Annotated in this window: 17 protein-coding genes; 5 read left to right on the forward strand and 12 right to left on the reverse strand. The window is 41.8% G+C overall.

Features of this window, described 5'->3' with window-relative positions:
- Positions 1 to 43 precede the first annotated feature (43 nt).
- The 4 genes from QYC40_RS08625 to QYC40_RS08640 all read right to left on the reverse strand — a co-directional run bounded on the left by QYC40_RS08625 (position 44) and on the right by QYC40_RS08640 (position 5,421).
- The gene (locus tag QYC40_RS08625; protein WP_301993566.1) at positions 44 to 2,350 is read right to left on the reverse strand and encodes a GH92 family glycosyl hydrolase; all 2,307 of its coding nucleotides are present in this window, start codon (positions 2,348 to 2,350) and stop codon (positions 44 to 46) included.
- Positions 2,351 to 2,553: 203 nt separating this feature from the next.
- Positions 2,554 to 3,351, reverse strand: coding sequence for a sulfite exporter TauE/SafE family protein (locus QYC40_RS08630; protein WP_301993567.1), 798 nt, complete (start codon positions 3,349 to 3,351; stop codon positions 2,554 to 2,556).
- Positions 3,352 to 3,716: 365 nt separating this feature from the next.
- Positions 3,717 to 3,899, reverse strand: a complete 183-nt coding sequence (locus QYC40_RS08635) for a hypothetical protein (RefSeq protein ID WP_301993568.1) — start codon at positions 3,897 to 3,899, stop codon at positions 3,717 to 3,719.
- Between the two features lie 202 nt (positions 3,900 to 4,101).
- Positions 4,102 to 5,421, reverse strand: coding sequence for an ammonium transporter (locus QYC40_RS08640; RefSeq protein WP_301993569.1), 1,320 nt, complete (start codon positions 5,419 to 5,421; stop codon positions 4,102 to 4,104).
- A gap of 276 nt (positions 5,422 to 5,697) precedes the next feature.
- On the opposite strand from QYC40_RS08640, the gene QYC40_RS08645 reads away from it, so the two are divergent.
- From QYC40_RS08645 to QYC40_RS08655, 3 genes are all read left to right on the forward strand, one after another.
- Entirely contained in the window at positions 5,698 to 6,528 is an 831-nt protein-coding gene (locus QYC40_RS08645) for an AraC family transcriptional regulator (RefSeq protein ID WP_301993570.1), read from the forward strand.
- 95 nt (positions 6,529 to 6,623) lie between these two features.
- Positions 6,624 to 7,508: a 4,5-DOPA dioxygenase extradiol gene (gene ygiD / locus QYC40_RS08650; protein ID WP_301993571.1), complete on the forward strand. Its 885-nt coding sequence runs from the start codon at positions 6,624 to 6,626 to the stop codon at positions 7,506 to 7,508.
- Positions 7,509 to 7,754: 246 nt separating this feature from the next.
- Entirely contained in the window at positions 7,755 to 8,192 is a 438-nt protein-coding gene (locus QYC40_RS08655; RefSeq protein WP_301993572.1) for a nuclear transport factor 2 family protein, read from the forward strand.
- A 147-nt stretch (positions 8,193 to 8,339) separates the two neighbouring features.
- On the opposite strand, the gene QYC40_RS08660 is transcribed toward QYC40_RS08655, so the two are convergent.
- The 6 genes from QYC40_RS08660 to QYC40_RS08685 form a co-directional block, all read right to left on the reverse strand.
- A complete protein-coding gene (locus QYC40_RS08660) occupies positions 8,340 to 10,007 on the reverse strand; it encodes a PNGase F N-terminal domain-containing protein (RefSeq protein WP_301993573.1) in 1,668 nt (555 codons plus the stop codon).
- An 8-nt stretch (positions 10,008 to 10,015) separates the two neighbouring features.
- Entirely contained in the window at positions 10,016 to 11,059 is a 1,044-nt protein-coding gene (locus QYC40_RS08665; RefSeq protein ID WP_301993574.1) for a ferredoxin--NADP reductase, read from the reverse strand.
- A gap of 116 nt (positions 11,060 to 11,175) precedes the next feature.
- Positions 11,176 to 14,199, reverse strand: coding sequence for a translation initiation factor IF-2 (gene infB, locus QYC40_RS08670; RefSeq protein ID WP_301993575.1), 3,024 nt, complete (start codon positions 14,197 to 14,199; stop codon positions 11,176 to 11,178).
- A gap of 101 nt (positions 14,200 to 14,300) precedes the next feature.
- Positions 14,301 to 15,539 (reverse strand): transcription termination factor NusA, encoded by a 1,239-nt coding sequence (nusA, locus tag QYC40_RS08675; RefSeq protein ID WP_149525616.1) that lies wholly within the window; start codon positions 15,537 to 15,539, stop codon positions 14,301 to 14,303.
- Positions 15,540 to 15,541: 2 nt separating this feature from the next.
- Positions 15,542 to 16,006 carry a ribosome assembly cofactor RimP gene (gene rimP / locus QYC40_RS08680; protein ID WP_301993576.1) on the reverse strand — a complete coding sequence of 155 codons (465 nt, stop codon included), beginning with the start codon at positions 16,004 to 16,006 and terminating at the stop codon, positions 15,542 to 15,544.
- Between the two features lie 116 nt (positions 16,007 to 16,122).
- Positions 16,123 to 16,896: a LexA family transcriptional regulator gene (locus tag QYC40_RS08685; protein ID WP_301993577.1), complete on the reverse strand. Its 774-nt coding sequence runs from the start codon at positions 16,894 to 16,896 to the stop codon at positions 16,123 to 16,125.
- A 115-nt stretch (positions 16,897 to 17,011) separates the two neighbouring features.
- On the opposite strand from QYC40_RS08685, the gene QYC40_RS08690 reads away from it, so the two are divergent.
- On the forward strand, positions 17,012 to 17,335 hold the full coding sequence (locus QYC40_RS08690; protein ID WP_301993578.1) for a hypothetical protein: 324 nt from the start codon (positions 17,012 to 17,014) through the stop codon (positions 17,333 to 17,335).
- Between the two features lie 65 nt (positions 17,336 to 17,400).
- Here the strand turns inward: QYC40_RS08690 and QYC40_RS08695 are convergent, their stop codons facing one another.
- Positions 17,401 to 20,517: a tolB protein precursor gene (locus QYC40_RS08695; RefSeq protein ID WP_301993580.1), complete on the reverse strand. Its 3,117-nt coding sequence runs from the start codon at positions 20,515 to 20,517 to the stop codon at positions 17,401 to 17,403.
- Between the two features lie 49 nt (positions 20,518 to 20,566).
- Positions 20,567 to 22,891, reverse strand: a complete 2,325-nt coding sequence (locus QYC40_RS08700; protein WP_301993581.1) for a transglycosylase domain-containing protein — start codon at positions 22,889 to 22,891, stop codon at positions 20,567 to 20,569.
- A gap of 228 nt (positions 22,892 to 23,119) precedes the next feature.
- On the opposite strand from QYC40_RS08700, the gene rpoN reads away from it, so the two are divergent.
- A complete protein-coding gene (gene rpoN, locus QYC40_RS08705) occupies positions 23,120 to 24,583 on the forward strand; it encodes an RNA polymerase factor sigma-54 (RefSeq protein WP_301993582.1) in 1,464 nt (487 codons plus the stop codon).
- Positions 24,584 to 24,798: the final 215 nt, after the last annotated feature.

Genomic DNA, 24,798 nt, shown 5'->3' on the forward strand with positions numbered 1-24,798 from the left:
CAAGAAAGGCAGCCAATGGCTGCCCTTCTTGTTTTCCATTTGCCTACTTCTTTTTAGGCTTATTGCTCATAACGAACTCCAACTTTCCGCCATTCATCAAATCGTCGTGCGAAATCTTAAAATCTTTTATCTCCTTACCGTTCCAACTCACCTTACTCACATACAGATTCTTCTCCCCCTGATTTTTAGCCACGACGTTCAACGTTTTCCCATTCTCCAACTCTACCACTGCGGACTTCACCAAAGGACTACCGATCCAATAATGCGCATCCCCAGGAGCGACTGGATAAAAACCTAAAGAGGTAAATAAATACCAAGCCGACATCTGCCCGCAGTCATCATTTCCTCCTAAGCCGTCAGCGCCATTATTATATTGATGGCGAATAATCTCTCTTACCCGCTTTTGGGTTTTCCAAGGACTCTGCGTTACGTTATACAGGTACGCGACGTGGTGCGATGGCTCATTTCCATGAACGTAATTCCCGATGATCCCTTCCCGAGTAATATCCTCCGTTTTCTCGAAATATTTATCAGGCAGTTCCATGGTAAATAAGGAGTCCAAATACGTTTCAAAACGTTTTTCGCCACCAATGGCATCGCGTAAACCAATAGGATCATGCGGAACATATAAGGTATAATTCCAGGTATTGCCCTCTATAAATCCTTGCCCATGGGTATCTAACACATCGAACGCTGCTCTAAATTTACCTGATTTATCTTTCGGACGCATAAACCCGATAGACTTATCAAATAGATTCCTCCAGTTGTTCGAGCGTTTCGTAAACTCCTCCGCAATATCCGTATGACCTAATTTCTTAGCCACCTGCGCGATACACCAATCATCATAAGCATACTCCAATGTATTCGAAACTGACGAAGTCGAAACCTCATCCGGCACATAGCCTAGATCGATATAATCGCCTATTCCTTCATATGGACGAGCATTTGCCGTTGAAATACAAGCTAATAAAGCTGCCTCAGCATCGCCTTTATAAACACCCTTCAAAATCGCATCCGAAACGACAGAAACCGAATGATAACCCGACATACACCAGTTATCGTTCGCATAATGCGACCAAATTGGCAACATACCTAGCAATGACTGATCGTAATGTGCCATCATCGAAGAAACCATATCCGCGTTGCGTGAAGGATTGATTAGGTTTAACCAGGGATGGAAGGCTCTAAAGGTGTCCCATAACGAAAATGAAGTATAATTCACAAAGCCTTCTGCACGATGAACCTCCTGATCCAAGCCTTTATATTCGCCATTAACGTCCATATAAATCGTCGGCATCAGGCTAGCATGATAAACCGAGGTGTAAAAATTTACTAAATCGGCCTCATTCATCATATCGACCTTAATTTTGCCAAGCTCCTTTTCCCAAGCATCTTTGCCCTTCGAAACAACTTGTTCGAAATCCCAATGCGGAACCTCTTCTTCCATATTAGCCAATGCATTGCGCATGCTAACCGGACTTAAAGCAACCTTCATCATCACCTGCTCTGCATCTTCTGTATCAAAATCCAAGTGCAGTTTCATATTATGTGCCGCCAGGTCCGGAAAGTTGTTCTTTTGGTCAAACTTACGCCAGAAACCTTTATAAGGCGTTTCCTTATCGTAGTAGCGCGCCCCATAATTCTTAAAGGGTTTTGAAGTTTTAATCGCAAAATAAACGGTACGGGTTCTTGCCCACCCGTTCGTTTGCCTGTAACCTGTAATTGTCGTGTCGTTCAAAACGCGAACCACGGTCCAAACGTTCTTCTCATCATAATTATAGATTCCCGACGTCAAATCAAAAATAATATGTGAGGCATCCGATTTCGGAAAGGTATATCGGTGCATACCCACACGCGTACTGGTCGTTAACTCGGCCAATATATTATGCTTATCCAACTTTACTTTATAATAGTTAGGCTCTGCAACCTCATTATCATGGCTAAAGGGCGAGCGGTAACCATCTTGTGGACGATCCGCAGTACCAGGATTCAATTGCACTTTTCCCTGCGTAGGCATCACCAAAATATCACCCAGATCAGAGTGCCCCGTTCCGCTAAAGTGCGTATGGCTGAAACCTACAATCGTCTTATCCTTATATTGATAGCCAGCACAATATTCGTAGACAGTGCCGGTATATTTGCCATTAAAAGCATATGGAATCGTATCGGTGTCGGGACTCAGCTGTACAGAACCAAAGGGAACCGTTGCTCCGGGGAAGGTATGTCCCATTTTCGCCGTTCCAATCAAGGGGTTTACATAATCGGTCAACTTCTTTTGTTGTGCAAATCCCAAACTAGGGAGAATTGCTAACAACATAAGTTTCCCGAATCGCGCATAATTCTTCTTCATCAATTAAATATTGGGGTTGATTTATAATGTTTGATACTTAAAAATACGTAATTATTAAACGTTTTAGCAAGATAAGCTTCAATTATATCAAGAACTTTTGGGAAATCCGTCTTGTTCCGTCCTGCTCAACAAGAAAAGGCCTACTAATTTTCAAAACGGATGATAGCCTCTGGATACAGCATGTTCCAGAAATATAAAGCAACTTACAGAAGAACGGTCTCTTTCAGGATGATATAGATACCGATCATCAGGATCAAATAGCCAAACGCGACCTTGAGGAAGGTATTAGAAACCCGCTCAGCAAAATAAAAGCCTATAAAAATTCCAACCAACGTAGAGCCGGTATAACTCAACAACAAATTCCAGTCAAATTCCGCAAACTTCTCACTATCACCGATTAAACCAAAACAGGAATTAATGGTAATAATAATCAAAGAAGTCGCCACGGCGCGACGCATCGGCAGATGGTAAAAATTGACCAAAGCCGGGATAATCAGAAATCCCCCTCCAGCACCTACCAATCCCGTCACCAATCCAATTAATGCCCCTTGCGCAATAACCAAGCTGATAGGCACATTGACGCGCGGAACCTCCGGAATCAGATGCTTCTTCATCGCAAAAATCATACTGAGCGAAGAAGCGATCATGACCATCGAAAACAATAACATCAAAGCCGTACGTTGCTCGATCGCATAGCCCGCAATATGAATAACATCCGGTACAAGCGGAAGAATAAAGGATCGCGTAAAAAATACGACGATAAGCGATGGAACTCCGAAGGTCAATATTTTCCCTAAATCAGCCTCCTTACGGATAATCCCCCTTAGACCGCCAACAAATGAGGTGATACCGATTGCAAATAAAGAATAGGTCGTTGCTATGACAGGGTGCACCGCCATAACGTACACCAAAATCGGAACGGTAAGAATGGTACCCCCACTCCCTAGCATCCCTAAGGTCACCCCAACAATAACGGCTAAAATACAACCAACTATTAACATCGATTCACTAGTTAATATGCTATTCAATCAATTTCAACTAAAAGTAGCAGAAATAAATCAAACATAAAACCAAGTAAAATGGTAGGCATTTAATGATAACCGGCAAACCGCCAATAGCCCAAGAGCGTAGCTTGACAATTCAAGCTGACTAATTCAGATACTCGTCGACCTACTTCCCTTTCAAAGCCCTTTCAAACCCAATTCATACCCAAAGCAGAACCGCTTCTGAGCGGATTTGATTGGGTTGATCAAGGAGACTGTTAGAATGTAAACCTGACGAATACTAATCCTAGTACAAACGAATAGGCAACCTTTTGAAAGGTCGCCTACCACTATTGACTAACAAATTATAAAGAATGTATGTATTACTTACGTATGCTGTCGACTTGGCTGGAATCAACGGTTGTAGAATCCAATTTCAACACACTTTTGTCTGGTTCATTGATATTATAACGCGATACTGCGTCTTTTTCAACAGGTGGAGGGGTTACTTCGTTTGTACTTTCTTCCTGATTATTATTACAGGCAGTAAGAAATAAACCCGACATTAAAATAGATAATCCGTATATTTTTAAATGTTTCATGTTGTTTACCAGGTTGTCTATTATTAATAACTGATGAATAGGGAAATAGTTTGCACATAATTAAATATCTTGAAAACAAGGGTGTTCTGCTCAGGAAAGTAAATAAAAAATCCTGCCTTCCGGAGCGGAAGACAGGCATAATTTAGGATATAATGGAGGGAAAATACTATAATTTCTCGCCGTGCTGCGACAGGTCTAATCCCGCTTCTTCCTCTGCTTCACTGACGCGTAGCGGACTGATCATATCGCAAATTTTTAACAGAATAAAAGCTAAAACAAGTGTAAAGACGGTGGCTCCGATCAAACCGATGACATGCGCTGTAAATAGCGATGTCTCACCGTAGAATAGTCCGTTGCCCTCAATTGCGGGGTTGATCTGCTTGCTCGCAAAAACGCCTGTAAGCAACATACCTACCATCCCTCCGACACCATGACTAGGAAAAACATCCAAGGTATCGTCGATTTTGGAACGCGTTCTCCAATCGATTACAAAACGGCTGATTAGAGCAGTTACTGCGCCGATCACCAAGGAATGCCCAAAGGTTACAAATCCTGCAGCGGGGGTTATGGCGACCAATCCAACAACAGCACCTATGCAAACACCCATGGCTGAAGGCTTGACGCCGCGAGCAGCATCGAGAAAGATGTAGGTTAAGGCGGCAGCACCGGAGGCGGTCGACGTCGTAATCAAAGCGGTTGCGGCTAATTCGGATGCCGCAAAGGCAGAGCCTGCATTAAACCCGATCCAACCAAACCATAGCATTCCTGTACCTAATAATACGTAAGTTATACGTGCAGGTGTATGCTCATGATAGTTTTTACCTTGTCGTAAAAAAATTGCCGACGCTAAGGCAGTCAATCCTGCCGACATGTGCACAACGGTACCTCCCGCAAAATCCAGAACGCCCATTTTCATCAGGATACCGTCCGGATGCCAAGTCGCATGCGCCAATGGGGCGTATATAAAAATGAAGAATAAACAGATGAATAATACAAACGAAGTGAACTTAATGCGTTCCGCAAATGCTCCGGTAATCAGCGCCGGCGCGATGATAGCGAACTTAAGCTGATAGATCGCAAATAAAGCAAATGGTATAGTCGATGCGCCATCCCAAGGCTTCTCTTCCAACACGCCATTAAACATAAAATAGGTTGTCGGGTTACCAATAACGCCGCCGATTGACTCACCGAACACTAAACTAAAGCCAAAAACAACCCACAACACTGCAATTACAGCCATACAGATGAAACTTTGAAGCATTGTTGATATAACGTTCTTCTTTTTCACCATTCCGCCGTAAAAGTAAGCTAATCCAGGCGTCATAATTAAAACTAGCGCTGTAGAAGTCAACATCCAGGCAACATCAGCATAATTATAACCGAAATTTCCCTCAATTGAGGGTGCTTTTGAGAAAAACAGCGAAACTAACACCACAAATCCCATCAAAACAATGGGTAAATAAGATTTTTTACCTGATAATGTCATATATTTTACAATTATTACATCAAAAATATAATTTTAATATGGTTTACAAAATATATTTTGAGTTTTATTGAAATTTTATCTGATTTTCACCCTTAAAATTACATAAACAACAATGAATTAATAGAAATAGCATTCTTTAACACAGGTAAGCACCTTCATTTCAAGAATTTTAGAATATAGCATACTGCAAAAACAATAATTCGGTAATTTTTATTAATAGATAGAAAACAGAAGAAGGAATTAAGCTATTTTGGCACTTGAAAAGCATTATACGATATGGAAGAGCTATTTAAAATCTACAAAGTCGACAATCAAGAAGCTTTACGCATTCAAAATCAGAAATATGAGCCTCATAATCATAATTTTGAAGAGCTTGTTATTGGCATTAGCGGTCAGATTGAACATTTTATTGATTTCGACTCGGAGATATATGATGCTCCCTTCGTTAGTTTTGTGAGTAAAGGAAAAATACATCGGGTGGTACCTTTGCTCAAGGATGGTCGTTGTGATTTTTGGGTATTAAGATTTAAAAGCGAATTCATTCCTGAAACAACTTTTAATTTATATGCCTATTATCATAAAAGTGCGACGCTGCAGTTCCCCGCAAACCGCTGTTTTACACGTCTAGATCAGCTTTGTGTTATGATCTATGAGGAAATGCAGCAGGAAAATCCAGAACTCTCGGTGGTTCGTGAATTGCTTAACAGTCTCTTCACCATGATCGAAGTAGAGCGAAAGAAGCAGCAACTAGACAGCAATTTGGTCTACAAAAACCAAGATACCACCTTTAAGAATTTCCTTTCTATACTGGAAGAGAACTTCCGTAGACCCGAAGGCGTGAACTATTATGCCGAAAAACTCTTTATGAGCGCTAGGAATCTCAATGCGATCACACAGAGTATTCTTCAACAGTCAGTTTCCGAAATTATAGAAACAAGAAAACTGATTGAAGCAAAAAATCTACTTATAAGCACCGATAAGAGCATTTCCGAAATAGGATATGAAATTGGCTATACCGATAAGGCATATTTTGCTAGCGTCTTCAAAAAGAAATCCGGACAAACAGCAACAGAATTTAGAGAGGAGATGCGGAAGCTTGTTTCCTAATTCCTATATCTTTTGTCCAAATATTCATACCTACCCCCTGCTTGCATTGCCGATATTTGTTTTATCAATTGGAAAGGACATTGACAATGGAAGATATGAATAGAAAACAATTTTTAGCTGCTGCCGCTACCCTACCTTTAGCGGGCGCAGCAATGAAGCTAAAATCATTAAATAAATTTATTGACGGGTTGGACGCAAGCTCAACCATGCCGGTTTTATTCTTAGGCCACGGAAGCCCGATGAATGCTATTGAGGAAAATGAATTTGTGCAGGGTTTCAGAAATATAGGTTCCGAAATTGAAAAACCAAAAGCCATTCTCGTGATTTCCGCGCATTGGGAAACGCGTGGAACCTTTGTGACCGCCATGGAGAACCCCGCAACCATTCACGACTTTGGCGGCTTCCCACAGGCACTGTTTGATGTGCAATATCCTGCTCCGGGTTCTCCTGAACTTGCAGACGCTGTGAAAGAGACCATCAAGAGCAAGGAAGTTCATTTAGATGATAAATGGGGATTGGATCATGGAAGCTGGTCTGTCGTAAAACACCTATACCCAAATGCCGATGTGCCGATCATACAAATGAGTATCGATTATAGCATGTCGCCAGCACAGCACTATGCCTTAGCGAAAGAACTGGCTGGGCTCCGCAAGAAAGGCGTGCTGATTATAGGTAGCGGAAATAACGTACATAATTTGCGTATGGTTTCCTGGCAGCATTTGAACACCGTCGGATATGCGTTTGATTGGGCGAAGGAAGCGAATGAGAAAATGAAAGGATACATTCTGGATCGCAATCACCAGCCGTTGATTGACTTCCACAAGCAAGGACGAGCTTTCGAATTGGCGATCCCGACCCCTGAGCATTATCTGCCGATGATTTATGCTTTGGCGCTGCAAGATAAAAACGAGGATTTGTTGATATTCAACGACGAAGCCGTCGCAGGCGCATTAACCATGACCTCATTAAAAATAGGATAATACCATAAAAGCTGTCTCCCCAGGCAGCTTTTTCTCTTATCAGCCTCCTCCGACTACCCTATTGACCTTCCAAATCAGGCTATTCGCCGAACAGCAATTTTACCGAGAATTTTCACCGAATTATTCCTGCTTTTAACCGAAAAATTTCACGGCTACGCCTATTCACTATGGTGCTGCGTTGCATATTGATATACCTTTGAATCAAACAATTAACAATAACATTCACTAATTTAAATGTATAACATTATGAAAACTTTAATCACTTTAATCGCCTCAGCAGTATTCACTTTAGCAACTTACACATTGTCTGCTGCTAACCTTCCTGACCCATTGAAATTTGCAAAAGTAGAGACGATCGTTGACCACTACATCGATGCAACCGTTAATGGCGAAACCGAATTATTAGATTATCTATTTACAAATGATTTCAGCCAAAGCACGCCAAACAACAAGAACAAAGAGATGCTTTCTAAAAACCAGATGATGAAACATCTAAAATCATTAAAAAACGTAAGATACGCTTGTGATACGGACGTTCAATTTGTAGAGAAAAATGAAGATTGCAGTATCGTAAAGGTAACGAAGTACTTCTCCAACTTTAAACGAGTAGACTACGTAACGATGTGCAACACCGAAGATGGCTGGAAAATTAACAAAGTATTGGTGGCTTACCCTGAGAACTAAGTCTGGAGAGATAGAATTAAGCATGTCCGCTTAAAAAAAGGTATCAGCGTATGATACCTTTTTTTTATTGTACGTTTTTAAGTTCATTGCCCATCAAGACCTTTCATGCCTGTTGCTTTTTCAATAAAAACAGTAAGATTTTATTCCCTATTCATAAACCAGGCATCCACTGGTATTCCAAAAGCTTTGTCCATCGCCTTCTTTAGGTCCTTGTGGAATCTGCACACGAATCGTATGTTCACCTGCGGCTAAATCGCCTAGGTCTATGAAAACTGGGTTTGTGATCGTACCGGGACACCAGTTCGAACGGCTTAGATCAGAAGAAGAGAGACCGTTTTCAAAGTTGCCGCTTACCGGATTATAAAGTCTATTACTACCACAGTCTAAACGCCATGGTGTAAATTTCATCTTTAATTCGCCATCTAAAAAGATGCTGTTCGCTTTAGGGACAAACTCATCACCATTTCCCCAACCTCCGTGTCCGGTCGTGATATAACGTAATCTAACATTATTGAGGTCCTTGTCAAGCTTGAATTTAACTTCCAGCCCTTTCTCATAGGCATACATCGTCGGATATCCTTGCCCGCCCATCTCCATAACATTGGTCGTATTGAACAATGGCATAACCTGAACGCCAGAAGCATAGTTCGAGCCGCCGGGATGGATGGTTAGCTCCAGACTAACCTTATGCCCGCCTTTGTCGTAATTACCAATGTAAGTCCCGATATAAACTTCTTTTCCTGATAGGCTGCTGATGAATTCTGAAATATCTTGACGATAGCTTACGCTGTCTTGCCAGGTCTTCCCTTTTAACTTCACGCGATCGTTAAAATGAGATACGCCGAATGGTGTAAAGAAGCGCATGAGCTCTAATACCGGAGAAAAGCCTTCCGTACGCACCATTCCTGGATAAGCCAGGCCCTTCTCATCGGTATACATCGGCAAACTGTTCATTCCGTTTTGCATGCCGTCAAAAAAGGTCTGCTTCTGATCATCGGATACCAAAAACACAGAGCCTGTACGATCGTATGCATCACCATTGGATTTCTGAACTACCTCAATAAATGCTTGGCTATCGGAGCCGATTTCCGGAATCTTCACTCTTTTAACGATCACCGTTCCTTCCGCAAATCGCAGAACCGAATCGGATTGAATTCCCAGTTGAAAACAGATTTGCTCATTCTGAAAGATAGGAATTTGGATAAAACGACTCTTCCAGAGTTGATCTTTATAGCTTAAATCATCCAATAAAGTAGATTCAGTGGGCTGTGCGAGATTCTTTGGCCAGCTTTTCAGCTTCTCTATCGCTGCGACCCGAATCCCCGTATTACCATTGCGACGATATTCTAAAACCAAGCCTAAATCCTGCCCTATAAAATTCGGAGCGGCGTTCAATCCAAGTGCATTTGTATACCATACTTCGATCGCATTCGAGTTGATGGAGGTTTTAGCTAACTTCGTATCATAGCGTAAGATTTTCTTCGCTCCCGTGTCTTGTTGAACAAACGCTAGCTCCTTGTAAATTCCGGGATCATAACCAGAGATGGAACGTGCTGCGGAAAGAAAGGAAGTTCTATACCCTTTCCTGTTTTTAACATCCGCAAAAATCTGTTCAGCCGGATAACGAACTTGCCCCGAAATTATGCTCTCTTTAGTGATAACATACTTATCCTTGCTGACAAACAGTACGATTGGATCCTGTTTCATCATCGCGCCGTCGCGAAAGGCATGATAAGTTATTTTGTAGGTCTCCTGCCCTTTCAGGCTTCCAAGAATGCAGGTCAGGAAGAATAAAAGAAGAATTCTATTTAACATAAAAAAAATTATAAAACCTCAATAGTAGTTCCATCCTCCAAAGGATGCGAGGTACATATTAAACAACGGCCGTTATCTACCTCTCGATCTGTCAATACTTCATTGTAATCCATGCGAACAGAACCCTTAGTGACTTGGGAAATACAGGTACTGCACATTCCTGATTTGCATGAATAAGGTAGCTTTAGCTTATTTTCTAAGCCTACGTCTAAAATGCTTTTGTTATAAGGTATGGTCAGCGGGTGGTCAATGCCCTGAAAACGAATAGTAACGTCGTAACTTGTCGTATCCACCGGTTCTTCTTCCTTCTCATCCTCATCCTCTTCTTCTTCCGGGAAATGGAAGGTCTCACGTTTGATATGATCGTCCGGAACGCCCATTCCTAATAAAGTAAAACGGCATAAATCCATGTAAAACAATGGACCACAGGTATAGAAAACATCGTCCCCCTCCTCACTCTTATATTTGGCAACTAATTCCAATATATAGTCGCGGTTTAATCTTGCTTTTAAAAGGTTCTTCGTGTTAGACCAAATCCACTCGATGTGTAAACGATCGGGATAAGCTTCCTGCCATTTCAAAAGTTCATCATAGAATACGGTTTGCTCTTTCGAGCTATTGCTATAAACCAAGACTATTTTCGTATGCTCCTCACGAACTAAAGCAGTTTTCAATATGGAAAACAAGGGCGTGATACCAACACCCGCACCGAATAGGAAGATCGTTTGCTTATGATTTACATCCGGCTCATACACAAATAGCCCCTGTGGATCCATCACCTGTATGACATCGCCAACTCTCGTCTGATGATGTAGCAATCTTGAGATTTCACCATTGTCGACGCGCTTTACCGTAATCTCATATGGCTCGTCTACATCAGGTGAGCTGCTAAAAGAATAAGAGCGACGAACTTCGCGCTCGCCAAACGTGAAAGACAAGGTCAAGAATTGTCCTGCCTTATATGCCGGAAAGCTATTGGATAAGTCTTGAAAACGAATAGAAATATTATGATTTGGATGCTGAATGATCTCAGAAATCTTAAAATTGTACATGTTTCAAAGATAGGAATTAGATATTACAGATTTGTAATCCTACCGTAGATATCATTAACACCAAAAAGGCCGCACAGTTACTGTGCGGCCTATATATTTTATCTTGCTTAAGCAAATTACAACTTACGCTTGATTTCAACTTGCTCGAATGCCTCAACAATATCTTTCTCTTGTATATCGTTGAATCTTTCAATGCTAAGACCACATTCGTAGCCTTGTGAAACCTCCTTAACGTCGTCTTTGAAACGTTTCAAGGATGCTAGGCGGCCTGTATGGATAACAACACCGTCACGAATGATGCGGATATCGTTGTTTCTGTTGATTTTACCATCAAGAACCATACATCCTGCGATGGTACCAACTTTGGAGATCTTGAATACCTCACGGATCTCAACTTCCGCAACGATCTTCTCTTCCAATTTCGGAGCCAACATACCCTCCATCGCAGATTTAATCTCTTCGATCGCATCATAGATAATCGAGTAAAGGCGGATATCGATTTGCTCATTCTCAGCAAGCTTACGAGCACCTTGCGTAGGTCTTACTTGGAAACCGATAATAATCGCATCAGATGCCGAAGCTAATAATACGTCTGACTCGGAAATAGCACCCACTGATTTGTGGATAATATTCACTTGAATCTCATCCGTAGATAGTTTCAATAATGAGTCAGATAACGCCTCGATAGAACCATCCACATCACCCTTAACAATAATGTTAAGTTCTTTAAAGTTTCCGATTGCCAAACGACGTCCGATCTCATCCAATGTAATGTGCTTAGTAGCACGCATACCTTGTTCGCGTTGCAACTGAAGACGTTTATTCGCTACTTGACGTGCCTCCGACTCGCTCTCTAATACGTATAGCTTATCCCCTGCTGTAGGAGCGCCAGCCATACCCAATATCTGAACTGGAACAGAAGGTCCTGCCTCTTTAACGCGCTCTCCACGCTCGTTGGTCAAAGCCTTCACCTTACCGGAATAAGAACCAGCAAGAATTGGATCTCCCACACGAAGAGTACCACCTTGAACAAGTACTGTCGTTACAATACCACGTCCTTTATCTAATGCAGCCTCAATAACGGAACCTACGGCACGTTTTTTCGGATCTGCAGTTAATTCTAACATTTCAGCTTCTAGCAATACCTTCTCTAACAACAGCTCAACATTCTCACCTGTTTTAGCAGAAATTTCTTGAGCCTGGTATTTACCACCCCAATCTTCTACCAAGATGTTCATCGCTGATAGTTGCTCACGAATACGGTCTGCGTTTGCACCTGGTTTATCAACTTTCGTGAAAGCAAATACTATCGGAGATCCTGCAGCCATCGCGTGGTTAATAGCCTCTTTTGTTTGAGGCATCACAGCGTCGTCCGCCGCAATAACGATAATTACAATATCCGTTACTTTCGCACCACGAGCACGCATCGCTGTAAAGGCTTCGTGACCAGGTGTATCTAAGAAAGTAATCTGACGACCATCATCTAATTTCACAGCATATGCACCGATGTGCTGAGTAATACCCCCCGCTTCACCTTTGGTTACATTTGCCTTACGGATATAATCTAATAAGGAAGTTTTACCGTGGTCAACGTGTCCCATCACCGTAACAATTGGAGCACGAGAAACTAGGTTTGCCGCATTATCTGGTTCTTCTAATTCTGCTACCTCTTCATCCTCTGGTTTGATGAATTCGATTTGATATCCGAACTCATCTGCCACGATTGCTAAAGTCTCTGCGTCTAAACGTTGGTTGATCGAAACGAACATTCCCAAGCTCATACAAGTTGCAATAACCTGAGTTACCGGAACATCCATCAAGTTCGCCAATTCGTTTGCCGTTACGAACTCCGTAACGCGCAATACTTTAGACATCGCTTCTTGTTCTAGTGCAGCTTCTTCCGCAGATAAAGCTATATCATCACGTTTTTGACGACGTAGTTTAGCACGTTGAGCGAATTTACCAGATTTACCGGCTCCACTCAATCTTGCTAAGGTTGCTTTAATTTGATCTTGGATTTCCTTTTCTGTAGGTTCTTCTTTTGCTACTTCAGGTTTTCTACGATCATGGTGGCGGTTATTTCCACCTCTGTTACCGTGACGATCATTTTGTTGATTACCTCCGCGACCTCCAGGGCGGTTATCGCCTCCCGGTCTCGGGCGGTTACCGTCCGGTCTATTTTGATTTGGATGCTGTCCTTGGCCAGTATTTTGGTTTTGGTTATTTCTATCGCCACCATCATGTTGCCCTACTGGACCCGTTCCTTTATTCGTACGCTTGCGCTTACGCTTATTGTCATTGTTGTTTCCTGCATTCGCGGAGGAAGAAGCCACCGGCTTATGCGGTTTAGAAACTGGCAATTGAATTTTACCTACTACCTTCGGACCACTTAATGTTTCCGAACGAGCACGAATAACCTCATCTTGAGGCTGTTCTTTTGTTGGCTGTTGAGCAGGTTGTTGCTTTACAGGTTCTGGCTTTTTCTCTACCACTGGTTGTTGTTTAACTTCTTTGACAGGAGCTTCGACTTTAGGCTGTTCCACCTCTTTCACCGGCTCCTTCTTTTCTTCTACTTTTGGCTGTTCTACTACAGGCTTAGCAACAGGCTCTTCCGCTTTCTTAACTGGCTCAACCACCTCTTTCTTCTCTTCCACTACCGGTTTAGGCTTTTCTGCCACCGCTTCCTTCGGCTCCTCTTTCGGAGCTGCCTTCGCACCACGCTTTAAGCTATCCAAATCAATCTTCCCAACAACCTTCAAAGCAGAATGGTGTTCTTCGGCTTTTTTATCCTCCGCTGTCTCAGCGGCAGGTGCTGCCGTAGTATTTTTAATTAAAATCTCTTTTACATCTCCACTATCCTCACGCTGCTCAGTAGGCTCATCAGGTGTCGAGCCTTGAGTAGCAGCTGGACCTTCTTCACGGCGAATCTTGCCAATAACAATTTGTTTAGCTTCATCTTTGACATTCTTGTCGCCCTGAAATTCCTTCAAAAGAACCCCGTATTGATCTGCACTTAATTTAGTGTTAGGCTTTGATTCAACATCAAATCCTTTTTTCACTAAAAAGTCAACTGCAGTACCAATCCCAATGTTGAGCTCTTTTGCCGCTTTAAGCAAGTTTATACTTTTACCTTCTGACATCTACTAACTATAAAATGAGTTTCTTTTACAAAAATATGTTTTTTTACACGTATTTAACAATTTTTTACAAATTGTTAAGCAAGCAAAGCTTGGGCTGAACCTTATTCAAATTCAGCCTGCAAGATCCTAACGATCTCGCGAATCGTATCTTCTTCTAAATCTGTACGACGGATTAATTCGTCTTCAGTTAGCGAAAGAACCGATTTTGCGGTATCCAGACCAACGCGTTTTAATTCGTCGATGATCCAGTTGTCGATTTCGTCTGCGAATTCTTCGATATCCACATCCTCCTCTTCTTCTCCCGTCTCACGGTAAACATCGATTTCGTAGCCCGTTAACTTACCGGCTAATTTAATATTGTGACCACCACGACCAATTGCTAATGACACTTGATCAGGTTTCAAATATACCGCTGCAGTCTTGTTCTCGTCATCTAATTTGATCGATGTAATACGAGCAGGACTTAAAGCACGCGTAATATATAATGAATTATTCGTTGTAAAGTTGATTACGTCAATATTCTCATTGCGCAATTCACGAACTATACCATGAATACGAGAACCTTTCATACCCACACAAGCACCAACTGGATCGATACGATCATCGTATGATTCAACAGCTACTTTAGCACGTTCTCCTGGTTCGCGAACAATTTTCTTAATGGTAATCAAGCCATCAAAAATCTCTGGAACTTCCAATTCGAACAAACGTTGTAGGAACTCAGGCGCTGTACGAGAGATAATAATCTTAGGATTACTATTCATCATATCGACCTTGTGAACTACCGCACGAATGCTATCTCCTTTTTTGAAATAATCCGCAGGGATTTGTTCAGTTTTCGGAAGAATCAATTCGTTGTTATCTTCGTCTAACACCAAAATCTCTTTCTTCCAAATTTGGTAAACCTCACCAATCACAAGTTCGCCTTCGCGATCTTTATATTTTTTGAATACTTCGTCTTTCTCTAATTCTAAAATCTTCGAAACTAAGGTTTGACGAGCAGCTAATATCGCACGGCGACCGAAACTCTCTAAAGTAATCTGTTCGATATAATCATCTCCTACTTCAAGATCCGCATCATATTGGTGCGCCTCAGCCAATTCGATTTCTAAATCGTCATCTTCTGAAAAACCATCCTCCATAACAACACGCGTACGCCAGATCTCTAAGTCTCCGTTGTCAGGGTTCACAATAACATCCACATTCTCATCCGTCCCGAAACGCTTACGAATCATACTACGGAATACCTCCTCTAACACCGTGATTACTGTAGGACGGTCAATGTTTTTAAAGTCCTTGAACTCCTGAAAAGAGTCTATTAAGTTAATATTACTACTCATTTTTATTTAAATGAAATTAACACCTTTGTTTCTTTTATTTGATCATATGGAATTTCGACCTCAACCAACTGAGCCTTCTTCCCTTTTTCTTTTACTACTTCTTCCAGGTTGAAAGATGAATCTCCCGCAGCGAGCAATTTCCCCTCTCGTTTTGTTCCATCAAGCATCTGCACCTTCACATTGCGTCCGACATTCTTCTCATATTGTCTGCTTAACATTAAAGGCGTATCAATTCCTGGAGAAGAAACTTCCAATCGATAAGCTTTATCAATTACATTTTCTTCTTCTAAATGATAACCCACATGTCTGCTCACTTGAACACAATCTTCAATTGCGATTCCATTATCGCCATCAAGAAGGATTTCCAGAACACCATTTTTCAAAAAACGGATGCTCACAATAAACAAATCCTCTCTATCGGCAATCTTTTCTAGAACTAGTTCTTTTACGCGCTCTTCAACCTGCATAATTTAATAAATGAATTAAAAAAGGGGGCATACCATGCCCCCTTCCTTTCAGATAGTACAAAGGTATAAATATTTTTTCAAAAACGCAAAACAATAATGTTTGAGTGCATTTTAAATTAATTTTTATCGACGACCGCGTTGATCGTTTTCTGCATTTGCGCCATCATCGAAGACAGACCTTCCAAGGTAGGCTCCGGACTTGGCTCAGGCAGCTCCGTACTGATAAAAGCTTTTGCCTTCCAGACTTCGATGATATCTCCAGCTTCCACCCAATAAGGTTCATAGGTTTTATTATCAGAAACCAACTTCAGGCCCTTATCCTCTTTATATTTTTGTCCGATACGCTTGTAAACAATCCCATCATTAGAAGATACAATAATATAAGTTTGTCCAGTCTTAATGTCATGCCAGTTCTCCACATACTCTGCAATGATCAACGAGCCTGATGGCAAAGGCAACATCGAGTCACCTTTGATTTCAAAGGCACGGTATGTTCCTTGAGTAAACATCGGCAGGGAGAATTTAGGTAATTCCTTCACATATTCCGGGTCGCCATAACCGTTTAAATATCCAGCACTAGCCTTCACCGGCACCAATTCTATGTTCTCGCGATCGTCTGCATCCACCGTCACACTCAATACACGAAGGTTAGAAGCATTGCTTTTTGGCGTAGGTTTCCATTTATCATCGATCACATCGTTTGCTAATTCGTCCATCGACAACTCATAGAATTCTGCTATTTTTTTTAGCAATTCATATTTAGGTTCTGCCCGATCCTCTTCATACGCTCCTACCGAAGCACGTTTAATTTCCATTAAATCAGCAAATTGCTGCTGCGTAACTCCCTTCTTCTTTCTTAGATACTTCAGATTTGATGCGATGTTGGACATATAAATATTTTTAAAATAAATTTTTCAAATACTAATATTATTAGTAATATTGTGCCAATAAAATTAGTAAAACATATTTAAATAACCAAATATTTTAGCTAAAACAGGATTTAACATGAAAACATACCACCTTTACATCAGCACAGACGCAAACAGAAGACATCTTCAGCCGGGCATCACAAATGATATCATTGGATTGCAGCAACAACTACAGGATCCGACGAATGCTAGTATGTTCTCCTCTGCTGTATTAAATAGAATAGTGTATTTAGAATCATTCGCATCGGAAAAAGATGCAGAAAGAAGATATCAAGAATTATGCGGATTAGGTCGCATGGTGCGTGAAAGACTTGTCCGCAAAAACAACCCCAATTGGTTAAGTCTAGGCCTGCCGTTGCCTGGACTTAACCCAATGAAAAAAGCCGTTGTTTTCGCATAACGCTAAACAACGGCCTTAACAACCTTACTCTCTAAAACTCTTTCAACCTTCAATCATACTTTTGACTACCATCCTGGCGCAAAGTTTAATCCAAAGGTTCCAAATTTCGAACGTGTCGGATTATTCAACGGAATGGCATAGTAAGGTTCTAATATCATCGCTCCAAATAGATTCACACGAAGAGAAACACCAGCGCTGAACACCGGCATACGAATGGCAGGATCATAATAATACTTGCCCGAGTTAGGATCCTGAAGCCTGTCTTCATCCGTCTTCGACCATTTAATCGTACTACCATTTTTCCACGCCAAACCTCCATCAATAAAGAAGTTCAGATCCGAGAACAATAATCCCGAAGGAAGCACAGCAAGCTTTTCCGGTCCTGTGAATGGAAGCCTTAATTCCAGGTTCCCAACCACCATTTTGGATCCGGAAAGGTCATTAAAAGAAACCTTACTATTCGGTCCGAAACTATTGTTCTCAAAACCACGAATCAAATACGGGTATCCAATGTAGATGTTGTATAACTGATCCGCTCCATCACCTACGCGCATGTACGAATAAACACGTGCTGCCAAGGTAAATGGCTTCATGCGGTGGTATTTTCTTAAATCAATATTGATTGCAGTAAAATTGAAGGTTCCGAAGTATTGCTCCGCTCCTAACCTGTAGCGAAAACCTTGCAATGGCGCAGCAATCCCGAATACCGCATTATCTCCTACAAAGCCAGCATTCACCTGAAAAAGATTAAACGGATCTAAACGGGCTCCTAAAAGCTGGCTCGCTTCATCTGTAGGAACGCGCTCTCTATTTGCGTAGTAAGTCCGTAAACTCTGATAATAACGATCGACACGGTATGAGTTATACGAAGCAGCGGCACCCGTTTCAAAACGATGATGCTTATTAAATGGATAGGCAACAAAACCGTCCAACTGGGTTTGGAATGAACGCACTAAATATTGATCAAGTACAGGTTCTTCCATTCCGCTCCCAATATCACGATAGTCATATTGATAAAATCCAAATCGATACGGGATATGCGAAATCGAACCACCCCAATTCCAACGCGATCGTTGATTGATATAAGCTACCTGGCCACCGAAATCATAAATCTCACCATTAATATTCAATGCCGCGAAAATCTGGTTATAGCCCAAGATATCCGAAAACATCCCTTGCACACCCGACGCAATTCCCGCACCATAGCGCGAACCCACAGACATCCCCACACCGCTATTCGCCAGGTAATCTAACTTAAACTTCGGCTTATATGGAATGCTATTGATCTGCGAATCTGAAATTCTACCATATGCATTAAAGTTCTCTAGGTTCGTATTGACTACATTAACACCACGGGCTTGAAGCGGAGGAAGCATCGCAGCTTCGAAATCAACAGCACCCGCACTAACAGGCTGCGCCTCAAACTCCGTTGCTTTAGCCTTATAGACGCTATAGGCATTATTCTTAAAATACGAGTAAACAATATCATCGTTCGCAGAAATGCTCATCGCCGGAGAGTATTCGGTGATACCAGAAATCCCGGTAAAGAAATCTGTCATACGTGCTACTTCCTGCGTTTCAAAGGTATAACGATACATGTTTCTATAGCCATCACTATTGGATAGGAAATAGATATCCTTTCCATCGGATGAAAAGTGAGGATTCAAGTTATTAGCACCTGGAAACACATCCAAATTTGTAATCTTCTTTGTCGCAACCTCAACGAACGCCAAGTTCATCGGAATATCCACTGTACGGGAATCCGAACTTAAAGCCACGCGGTCTGTACTGAACACGATATATTTTCCATCACGCGAGAAACTCGGTTGAAAGTCGGAAAATTTATCATTCATCAACTGCTCAACTTTTTTCGTCTGTAGATTATAAAGGTAAATATCAGAATGGCCGTTTGCTAAACCGGAGAAAGCAACATGTACGCCATCCGGTGACCAAGTAATATTCGTGAATTCCGAAATCTCGCCCATCGCCTCAACCGAGACGGACTTCCCGGTCTCCACATCAACGACCATCAATTTATTCTTACCCTCGCTAAAAACCGAGAAAGCAAACTTCTTGCTATCAGGCGAGAAAGTTCCGGCGGATTCTAAGAAGCTAAATTCATCAATATCTTTATTGGTAAGCCGGCTGCCGAGCTTTCGAATAATCTTCCCGGTCTCCGCATCTGCCAAAAATAAATCTATGCTGAATAAATCAAGCTCCGATAAGAAGGCTACATATTTACCGTTTGGCGATATCGCCGGCGAAACGTTCATTCGATCAGCATTCTTCGTGGTCAATAAAGCTTGACCGATCGGTCTTGATGTCGTATCCTTACCAGAGTTTCGGTAAGTGTTCTCCATACTGTTTTTCCACAAAGTAGACATCGTTTGCGCATCATATCCAAAAACACGACGTATACCATGCTCATAACCATACTTCGCCGTTTCTATAAACAACGGCATAATTACCGTATCCCCGTAGGTAGACCCGATGTAGGACCAAAAGGCCTGTCCATAGCGATATGGAAAATAACGGTTCATCTGCTGTGTCATCTGCCCTAATGAAGGCAGATCGTTTCTAGCATAGGCATCGCGCATCCACATGGAAGTAAATGCGTCTTTTTTTCCGATGGAAAAATACTCCGCCATCCCCTCTACCATCCATAAAGGAATATTTGCCACATTCTCCAGGCGCGTTGAATCTCCGCCCTCGATCAATACACGATATTGAAATGCATGCACCATCTCGTGACCCAATACGTGACGTGTTTGCTGATTGATCTGCATAATTGGCATCACCACACGTTGCTTAAAAGCTTCCGTCACACCGCCCGTCCCTACGCTGATCTCACCGCTAATCGCAGTGGTCTGTTGAAACTCCGGATGATTGTTGTAGAATATGATAGGGTTCTTTCTGAAGAAAGTATCTTGGAATACCTGTTGATGTAACTCATACCAAACTTCACTTTCCTTAGCCAACCAATTCATCATCGAATCGTTCTTCAAGTAGTAGTATAAGTTAAAGTGCGGTGTTTCATACACCTTGAAATCCAATTTCTTATAGCGCATTTTGTTCTGCCCAAAATATTGCGCATTCACCATCTGAGGAAACATTCCTAAAAACAGTAAAAAGCATATTGCAGCAGCAAATAGCTTCGATAAGCGTGTTTGGTTAAATTTCATAGACTAAGAATCAGTATATAAAAGTAAGTATTTCAGCCAGTATTTTCAATTACTCTTGCCCTTGCTGTTCGCCCTCAATCTCCTGCAGGATCTCCGGCAAAGTCAGCGCCGGCACTTCCGTTTCCCCTTCTACAGCACCTGAATCCTGCGTATCGCGTGTCGAGCGAACGCGAGGTCCCGGACAATTATAGGTCTTTTTAATCTCAACTGTTGGTTCCGGGAACTTCCCAGTTGTAATGCCCAATTCCGGACGTTTATAAAGTTCTTCCAAGTAGACTGCGAAGATCGGCAAAGCAGTTTTCGAGCCTTCTCCCGTCGCTGAACTATTGAAATGTATGCTCTGTTCATCACAGCCAACCCAAACACCAGTCACCAAATCCTTTGTTACGCCCATGTACCAGCCATCCACGTAATCGGAAGAAGTTCCAGTCTTTCCACCTATCTCGTTCTCGTTATCGAACAAATCCCATTCCCATAGCGCCTGCGAAGTACCGCCAGACTCTTCGATCGTACCACGAAGCATATAACCCATTAGCCAGGCATTCTCCGGACTAATAACCTGCTTCTGCTCGGATTTAAACTCAGCTAATACCTTCCCATCTTTATCTTCGATGCGCTTCACCAAAATAGGCTCCGTCTTTTTACCAGCATTCATAAACGTGCTATATGCACGAACCATCTCAAAAACAGAAACCTCATTCGACCCCAATCCTACAGAAGGAACAGATTCTAGTTTGCTGTCAATTCCACAGGTATGTGCCATCTTGACGACATTGTCCCAACCCACTTCTTCTGTTATCTGAGCGGTTACTGAATTTAATGAACGAGCTAAAGCATGTCTTAGCGACAGTTCACTGTAAGAAAAACTCCAATCGGCATTTTTAGGCTCCCAAATCTCGTTCTCGCCTTTGTTATTAACAAATTCTATCTTAACCGGTTTGTCGGTATATTTATCGCAAGGCGTTTTCCCAGCTTCTAGTGCGGTAACATAGGCAAACGGCTTGAATGTTGATCCCGGTTGACGCTTGGCCTGGTTGACATGATCGAACTTATAGAAATCATGATTGATACCGCCCACCCAAACTTTGATCTCACCGGAATACGGATTCATAGACATCATGCCTGTATTCAACATGGAGATATAATGTTTTAAGGAATCCATTGACGAATATTCTACCTTTTCCATACCATCCCAGGTAAATACTTCCATCTCCTTTTTCCTATTCAGCTCCTCGAATACCTTCGCCTCATCCTGATATTTCTCTTTTAGATACGCAAAAGCCGGTAATTTCCGCGCCTGATCTTCCAAGAAATTCGGAATTACATTTCCCTCCTTATCGCGCCAGGGTTCTTGACCAGACCATATATTGTCTAGCCTACGCTGCAAATCCTTCATTTTTAAGGCAACAGCATCTTCGGCAACCTTTTGCATACGCGAATCAATCGTCGTATAGATCTTTAAACCCGAAGTATAAATATCAACTTCGTTCTCTTCAGCCCATTTTTCCAACCACTTCTCAACGGCGGTACGCAAATACGAATCGTTCGAGTTGCGAACTTCTTGATTATTCAAATTCAACCCCAGAGAGTCCTTCGACAAAGTCTTTACCTCCTCCGGCTTCAAAAAGCCCTCTTTCTGCATCTGCCCCAACACGACGTTTCGACGAGTTAATGCATTTTTAGGGTTGCGAATAGGGTTGTATAGGGTTGTTCCTTTCAACATTCCGATGAGCACGGCAGCTTCATTGACAGACACCTCCGACGGCAACTTATCAAAATAGCGCACCGACGCCGACTTGATGCCGTAAGCGTTATTGCTAAATGAAACGGTATTCAGATACATCGTAATGATCTCTTGTTTGCTGTACTTATTCTCGAGCTTGAATGCCGTCATCCATTCTTTGTACTTCGTCACGATAATTCCCACGCCAGGAATCTTACCGAGTAAGCCTTGTGAATCTTTATATCGAGTTCGGTATAGGTTTTTCGCCAACTGCTGGGTAATGGTACTTGCTCCACGATCGCTTCCTCCTACCGTAGACAATACGCCGCCGAATAAGCCAATAACATCCACGCCATTATGCTTATAAAAACGCACATCCTCTGTCGCAATTAATGCGTTAATGATATTGGGAGAAATACTATCGAAAGGAACCGGATCGCGATCTTGTTTGTAATAGCGACCAATTAAAACGGAGTCTGCAGTATAGAGTTCTGAGGATACATTTAAGCTGGGCAACAAAATCTCTTTCTTCGTGGGACATGCTCCAAACAGGCCTAGAAAGTTGATTTGTACCGCGCAAGTAAATAAAATAACAAAATAGATAATTATCAGTGCGATACGCAAGAATTTGTTTTTAACCCGTCTAAACATGAGGTAAATATGAGCAAAACTTTGGAAAAAACTGTATTAAAACGCCTAAAAATGTACTTAGGTTTAAAAATTAACGAATTTTAACAGTTCGTGTTTTGAAGTACATTTCTCCTTGTGAATGAACAAGTATTGCCACAAAAATTATACCTAAACCCAATTCCCTAAAATAATATATTGATCTCCATTAAATAATATTCGCTATTTTTACCATGATTTATAATCGGGGACATGTTAAAACAAACGTTACAGCAGAAATTATTACAAAAATTATCGCCTCAGCAGATTCAATTTATCAAACTTCTTCAGGTGCCTACGGTATCGCTTGATGCTCGTATTAAAGAAGAATTAGAAGAGAATCCTGCGCTTGAAGACGGCAGTTTGGCCAATATGAATGAGCCTGTCGAGGAATATCCAGACAAGGATCCTGACGATGATTTTAACGCAGAAGATAGCAGCTACGAAGATGAATTTTCCGTAGATGAATACATACAAGAAGATGATTATAAGGACTATGGCGGCGGCTACGATTCGGATGACGATGATAATAAGAAAGAAATGCCTATCGCTATCCAAGATTCATTCTTCGAAAATTTACAGAACCAGCTTGATTTATTAGCCCTTTCCAATAAAGATTACTTAATCGGTCAACAAATCATCGGCAGCTTAGACGACGATGGTTATTTACGTCGCCCTATCCCCTCATTGATTGACGATTTAGCATTCTCGCAGAACGTTATCGTTGAAGAAAAGGATGTGGAAGAAATGCTGCGTATTATTCAGGAGTTTGACCCAGCGGGCATTGGGGCGCGCAGCTTACAAGAGTGTTTAGCAATACAATTACGCAAAAAAGATCAGGAGAACCCGATTATACAAAAGGCCATGCAGGTGGTGGAAAACTATTTGGAAGAATTTACGAAAAAGCATTACGACAAAATCGAAAAGCAGTTAGGCGTAAATTCGGAAGAGCTGCGAGACATTGTCAATGAAATTCTTAAACTGAACCCCAAACCGGGAGATTCGGGAGCAGCAGCAGGAAAACAACTTCATATCATCCCCGACTTCCATATCAGCAATAACGACGGTGTGCTACACCTAACGCTTAACGGCAGAAATGCTCCTGAGCTACGCGTATCCCGCTCCTACCAGGAGATGTTTGAACATTATGAGAAAGCGGAAAAGAACGATAAGAAGATGCGCGAAGCGGTACAGTTTGTAAAACAGAAACTCGACTCCGCAAAGTGGTTCATCGATGCCATCAAACAAAGACAACAGACACTCCTAAAGACCATGAACGCCATCATGGAATATCAATACGAGTATTTCCTAACCGGAGATGACCGCATGCTTAAACCTATGATCTTAAAAGACATAGCTGACCGCATTGAAATGGATATTTCAACTGTATCCCGCGTCGCAAACTCCAAATACGTACAAACGGAATTCGGCACGTTCTTGCTTAAGTCTTTCTTCTCGGAAGCTATACAAACAGAATCTGGCGAGGAAGTATCCAATAAAGAAGTAAAGAAAATCCTTGAAGAATGCATCGCCAACGAAGACAAACGCAAACCACTTGCCGACGAAAAACTTACTGAAATCCTAAAAGAAAAAGGTTACTCCATCGCTCGTAGAACGGTCGCAAAATACCGCGAAGCCATGAATATTCCGGTAGCGAGGTTGAGGAAGGAACTTTAGGTAGTGATTAGTATTTAGTAGTTAGTACTTAGTATTTAGACCTAGGGCGGCTATAGATTTTGGACATTAGACGTTAGATATTAGATTTTAGAGCAGGGCGCCGATTAGGCGCCTTTATTTTTGGTTGATTGTTTTTGAAGAGACAGGAGATATTTTTTTCAGTTGTTTTGACACTATGGTTTGTCTTGAAACAGGAAAGGAAGGATGCAAGGATA

Origin of the sequence: Sphingobacterium sp. BN32 (assembly GCF_030503615.1) — a bacterium.
Taxonomy (GTDB): domain Bacteria; phylum Bacteroidota; class Bacteroidia; order Sphingobacteriales; family Sphingobacteriaceae; genus Sphingobacterium.

Excerpts from the sequence above, each read along its gene's own strand:
- QYC40_RS08625 (WP_301993566.1), bottom strand. The coding sequence starts at position 2,350 with ATGAAGAAGAATTATGCGCGATTCGGGAAACTTATGTTGTTAGCAATT.
- QYC40_RS08630 (WP_301993567.1), bottom strand. The coding sequence starts at position 3,351 with ATGTTAATAGTTGGTTGTATTTTAGCCGTTATTGTTGGGGTGACCTTA.
- QYC40_RS08635 (WP_301993568.1), bottom strand. The coding sequence starts at position 3,899 with ATGTCGGGTTTATTTCTTACTGCCTGTAATAATAATCAGGAAGAAAGT.
- QYC40_RS08640 (WP_301993569.1), bottom strand. The coding sequence starts at position 5,421 with ATGACATTATCAGGTAAAAAATCTTATTTACCCATTGTTTTGATGGGA.
- QYC40_RS08645 (WP_301993570.1), top strand. The coding sequence starts at position 5,698 with ATGGAAGAGCTATTTAAAATCTACAAAGTCGACAATCAAGAAGCTTTA.
- ygiD (WP_301993571.1), top strand. The coding sequence starts at position 6,624 with ATGAATAGAAAACAATTTTTAGCTGCTGCCGCTACCCTACCTTTAGCG.
- QYC40_RS08655 (WP_301993572.1), top strand. The coding sequence starts at position 7,755 with ATGAAAACTTTAATCACTTTAATCGCCTCAGCAGTATTCACTTTAGCA.
- QYC40_RS08660 (WP_301993573.1), bottom strand. The coding sequence starts at position 10,007 with ATGTTAAATAGAATTCTTCTTTTATTCTTCCTGACCTGCATTCTTGGA.
- QYC40_RS08665 (WP_301993574.1), bottom strand. The coding sequence starts at position 11,059 with ATGTACAATTTTAAGATTTCTGAGATCATTCAGCATCCAAATCATAAT.
- infB (WP_301993575.1), bottom strand. The coding sequence starts at position 14,199 with ATGTCAGAAGGTAAAAGTATAAACTTGCTTAAAGCGGCAAAAGAGCTC.
- nusA (WP_149525616.1), bottom strand. The coding sequence starts at position 15,539 with ATGAGTAGTAATATTAACTTAATAGACTCTTTTCAGGAGTTCAAGGAC.
- rimP (WP_301993576.1), bottom strand. The coding sequence starts at position 16,006 with ATGCAGGTTGAAGAGCGCGTAAAAGAACTAGTTCTAGAAAAGATTGCC.
- QYC40_RS08685 (WP_301993577.1), bottom strand. The coding sequence starts at position 16,896 with ATGTCCAACATCGCATCAAATCTGAAGTATCTAAGAAAGAAGAAGGGA.
- QYC40_RS08690 (WP_301993578.1), top strand. The coding sequence starts at position 17,012 with ATGAAAACATACCACCTTTACATCAGCACAGACGCAAACAGAAGACAT.
- QYC40_RS08695 (WP_301993580.1), bottom strand. The coding sequence starts at position 20,517 with ATGAAATTTAACCAAACACGCTTATCGAAGCTATTTGCTGCTGCAATA.
- QYC40_RS08700 (WP_301993581.1), bottom strand. The coding sequence starts at position 22,891 with ATGTTTAGACGGGTTAAAAACAAATTCTTGCGTATCGCACTGATAATT.
- rpoN (WP_301993582.1), top strand. The coding sequence starts at position 23,120 with ATGTTAAAACAAACGTTACAGCAGAAATTATTACAAAAATTATCGCCT.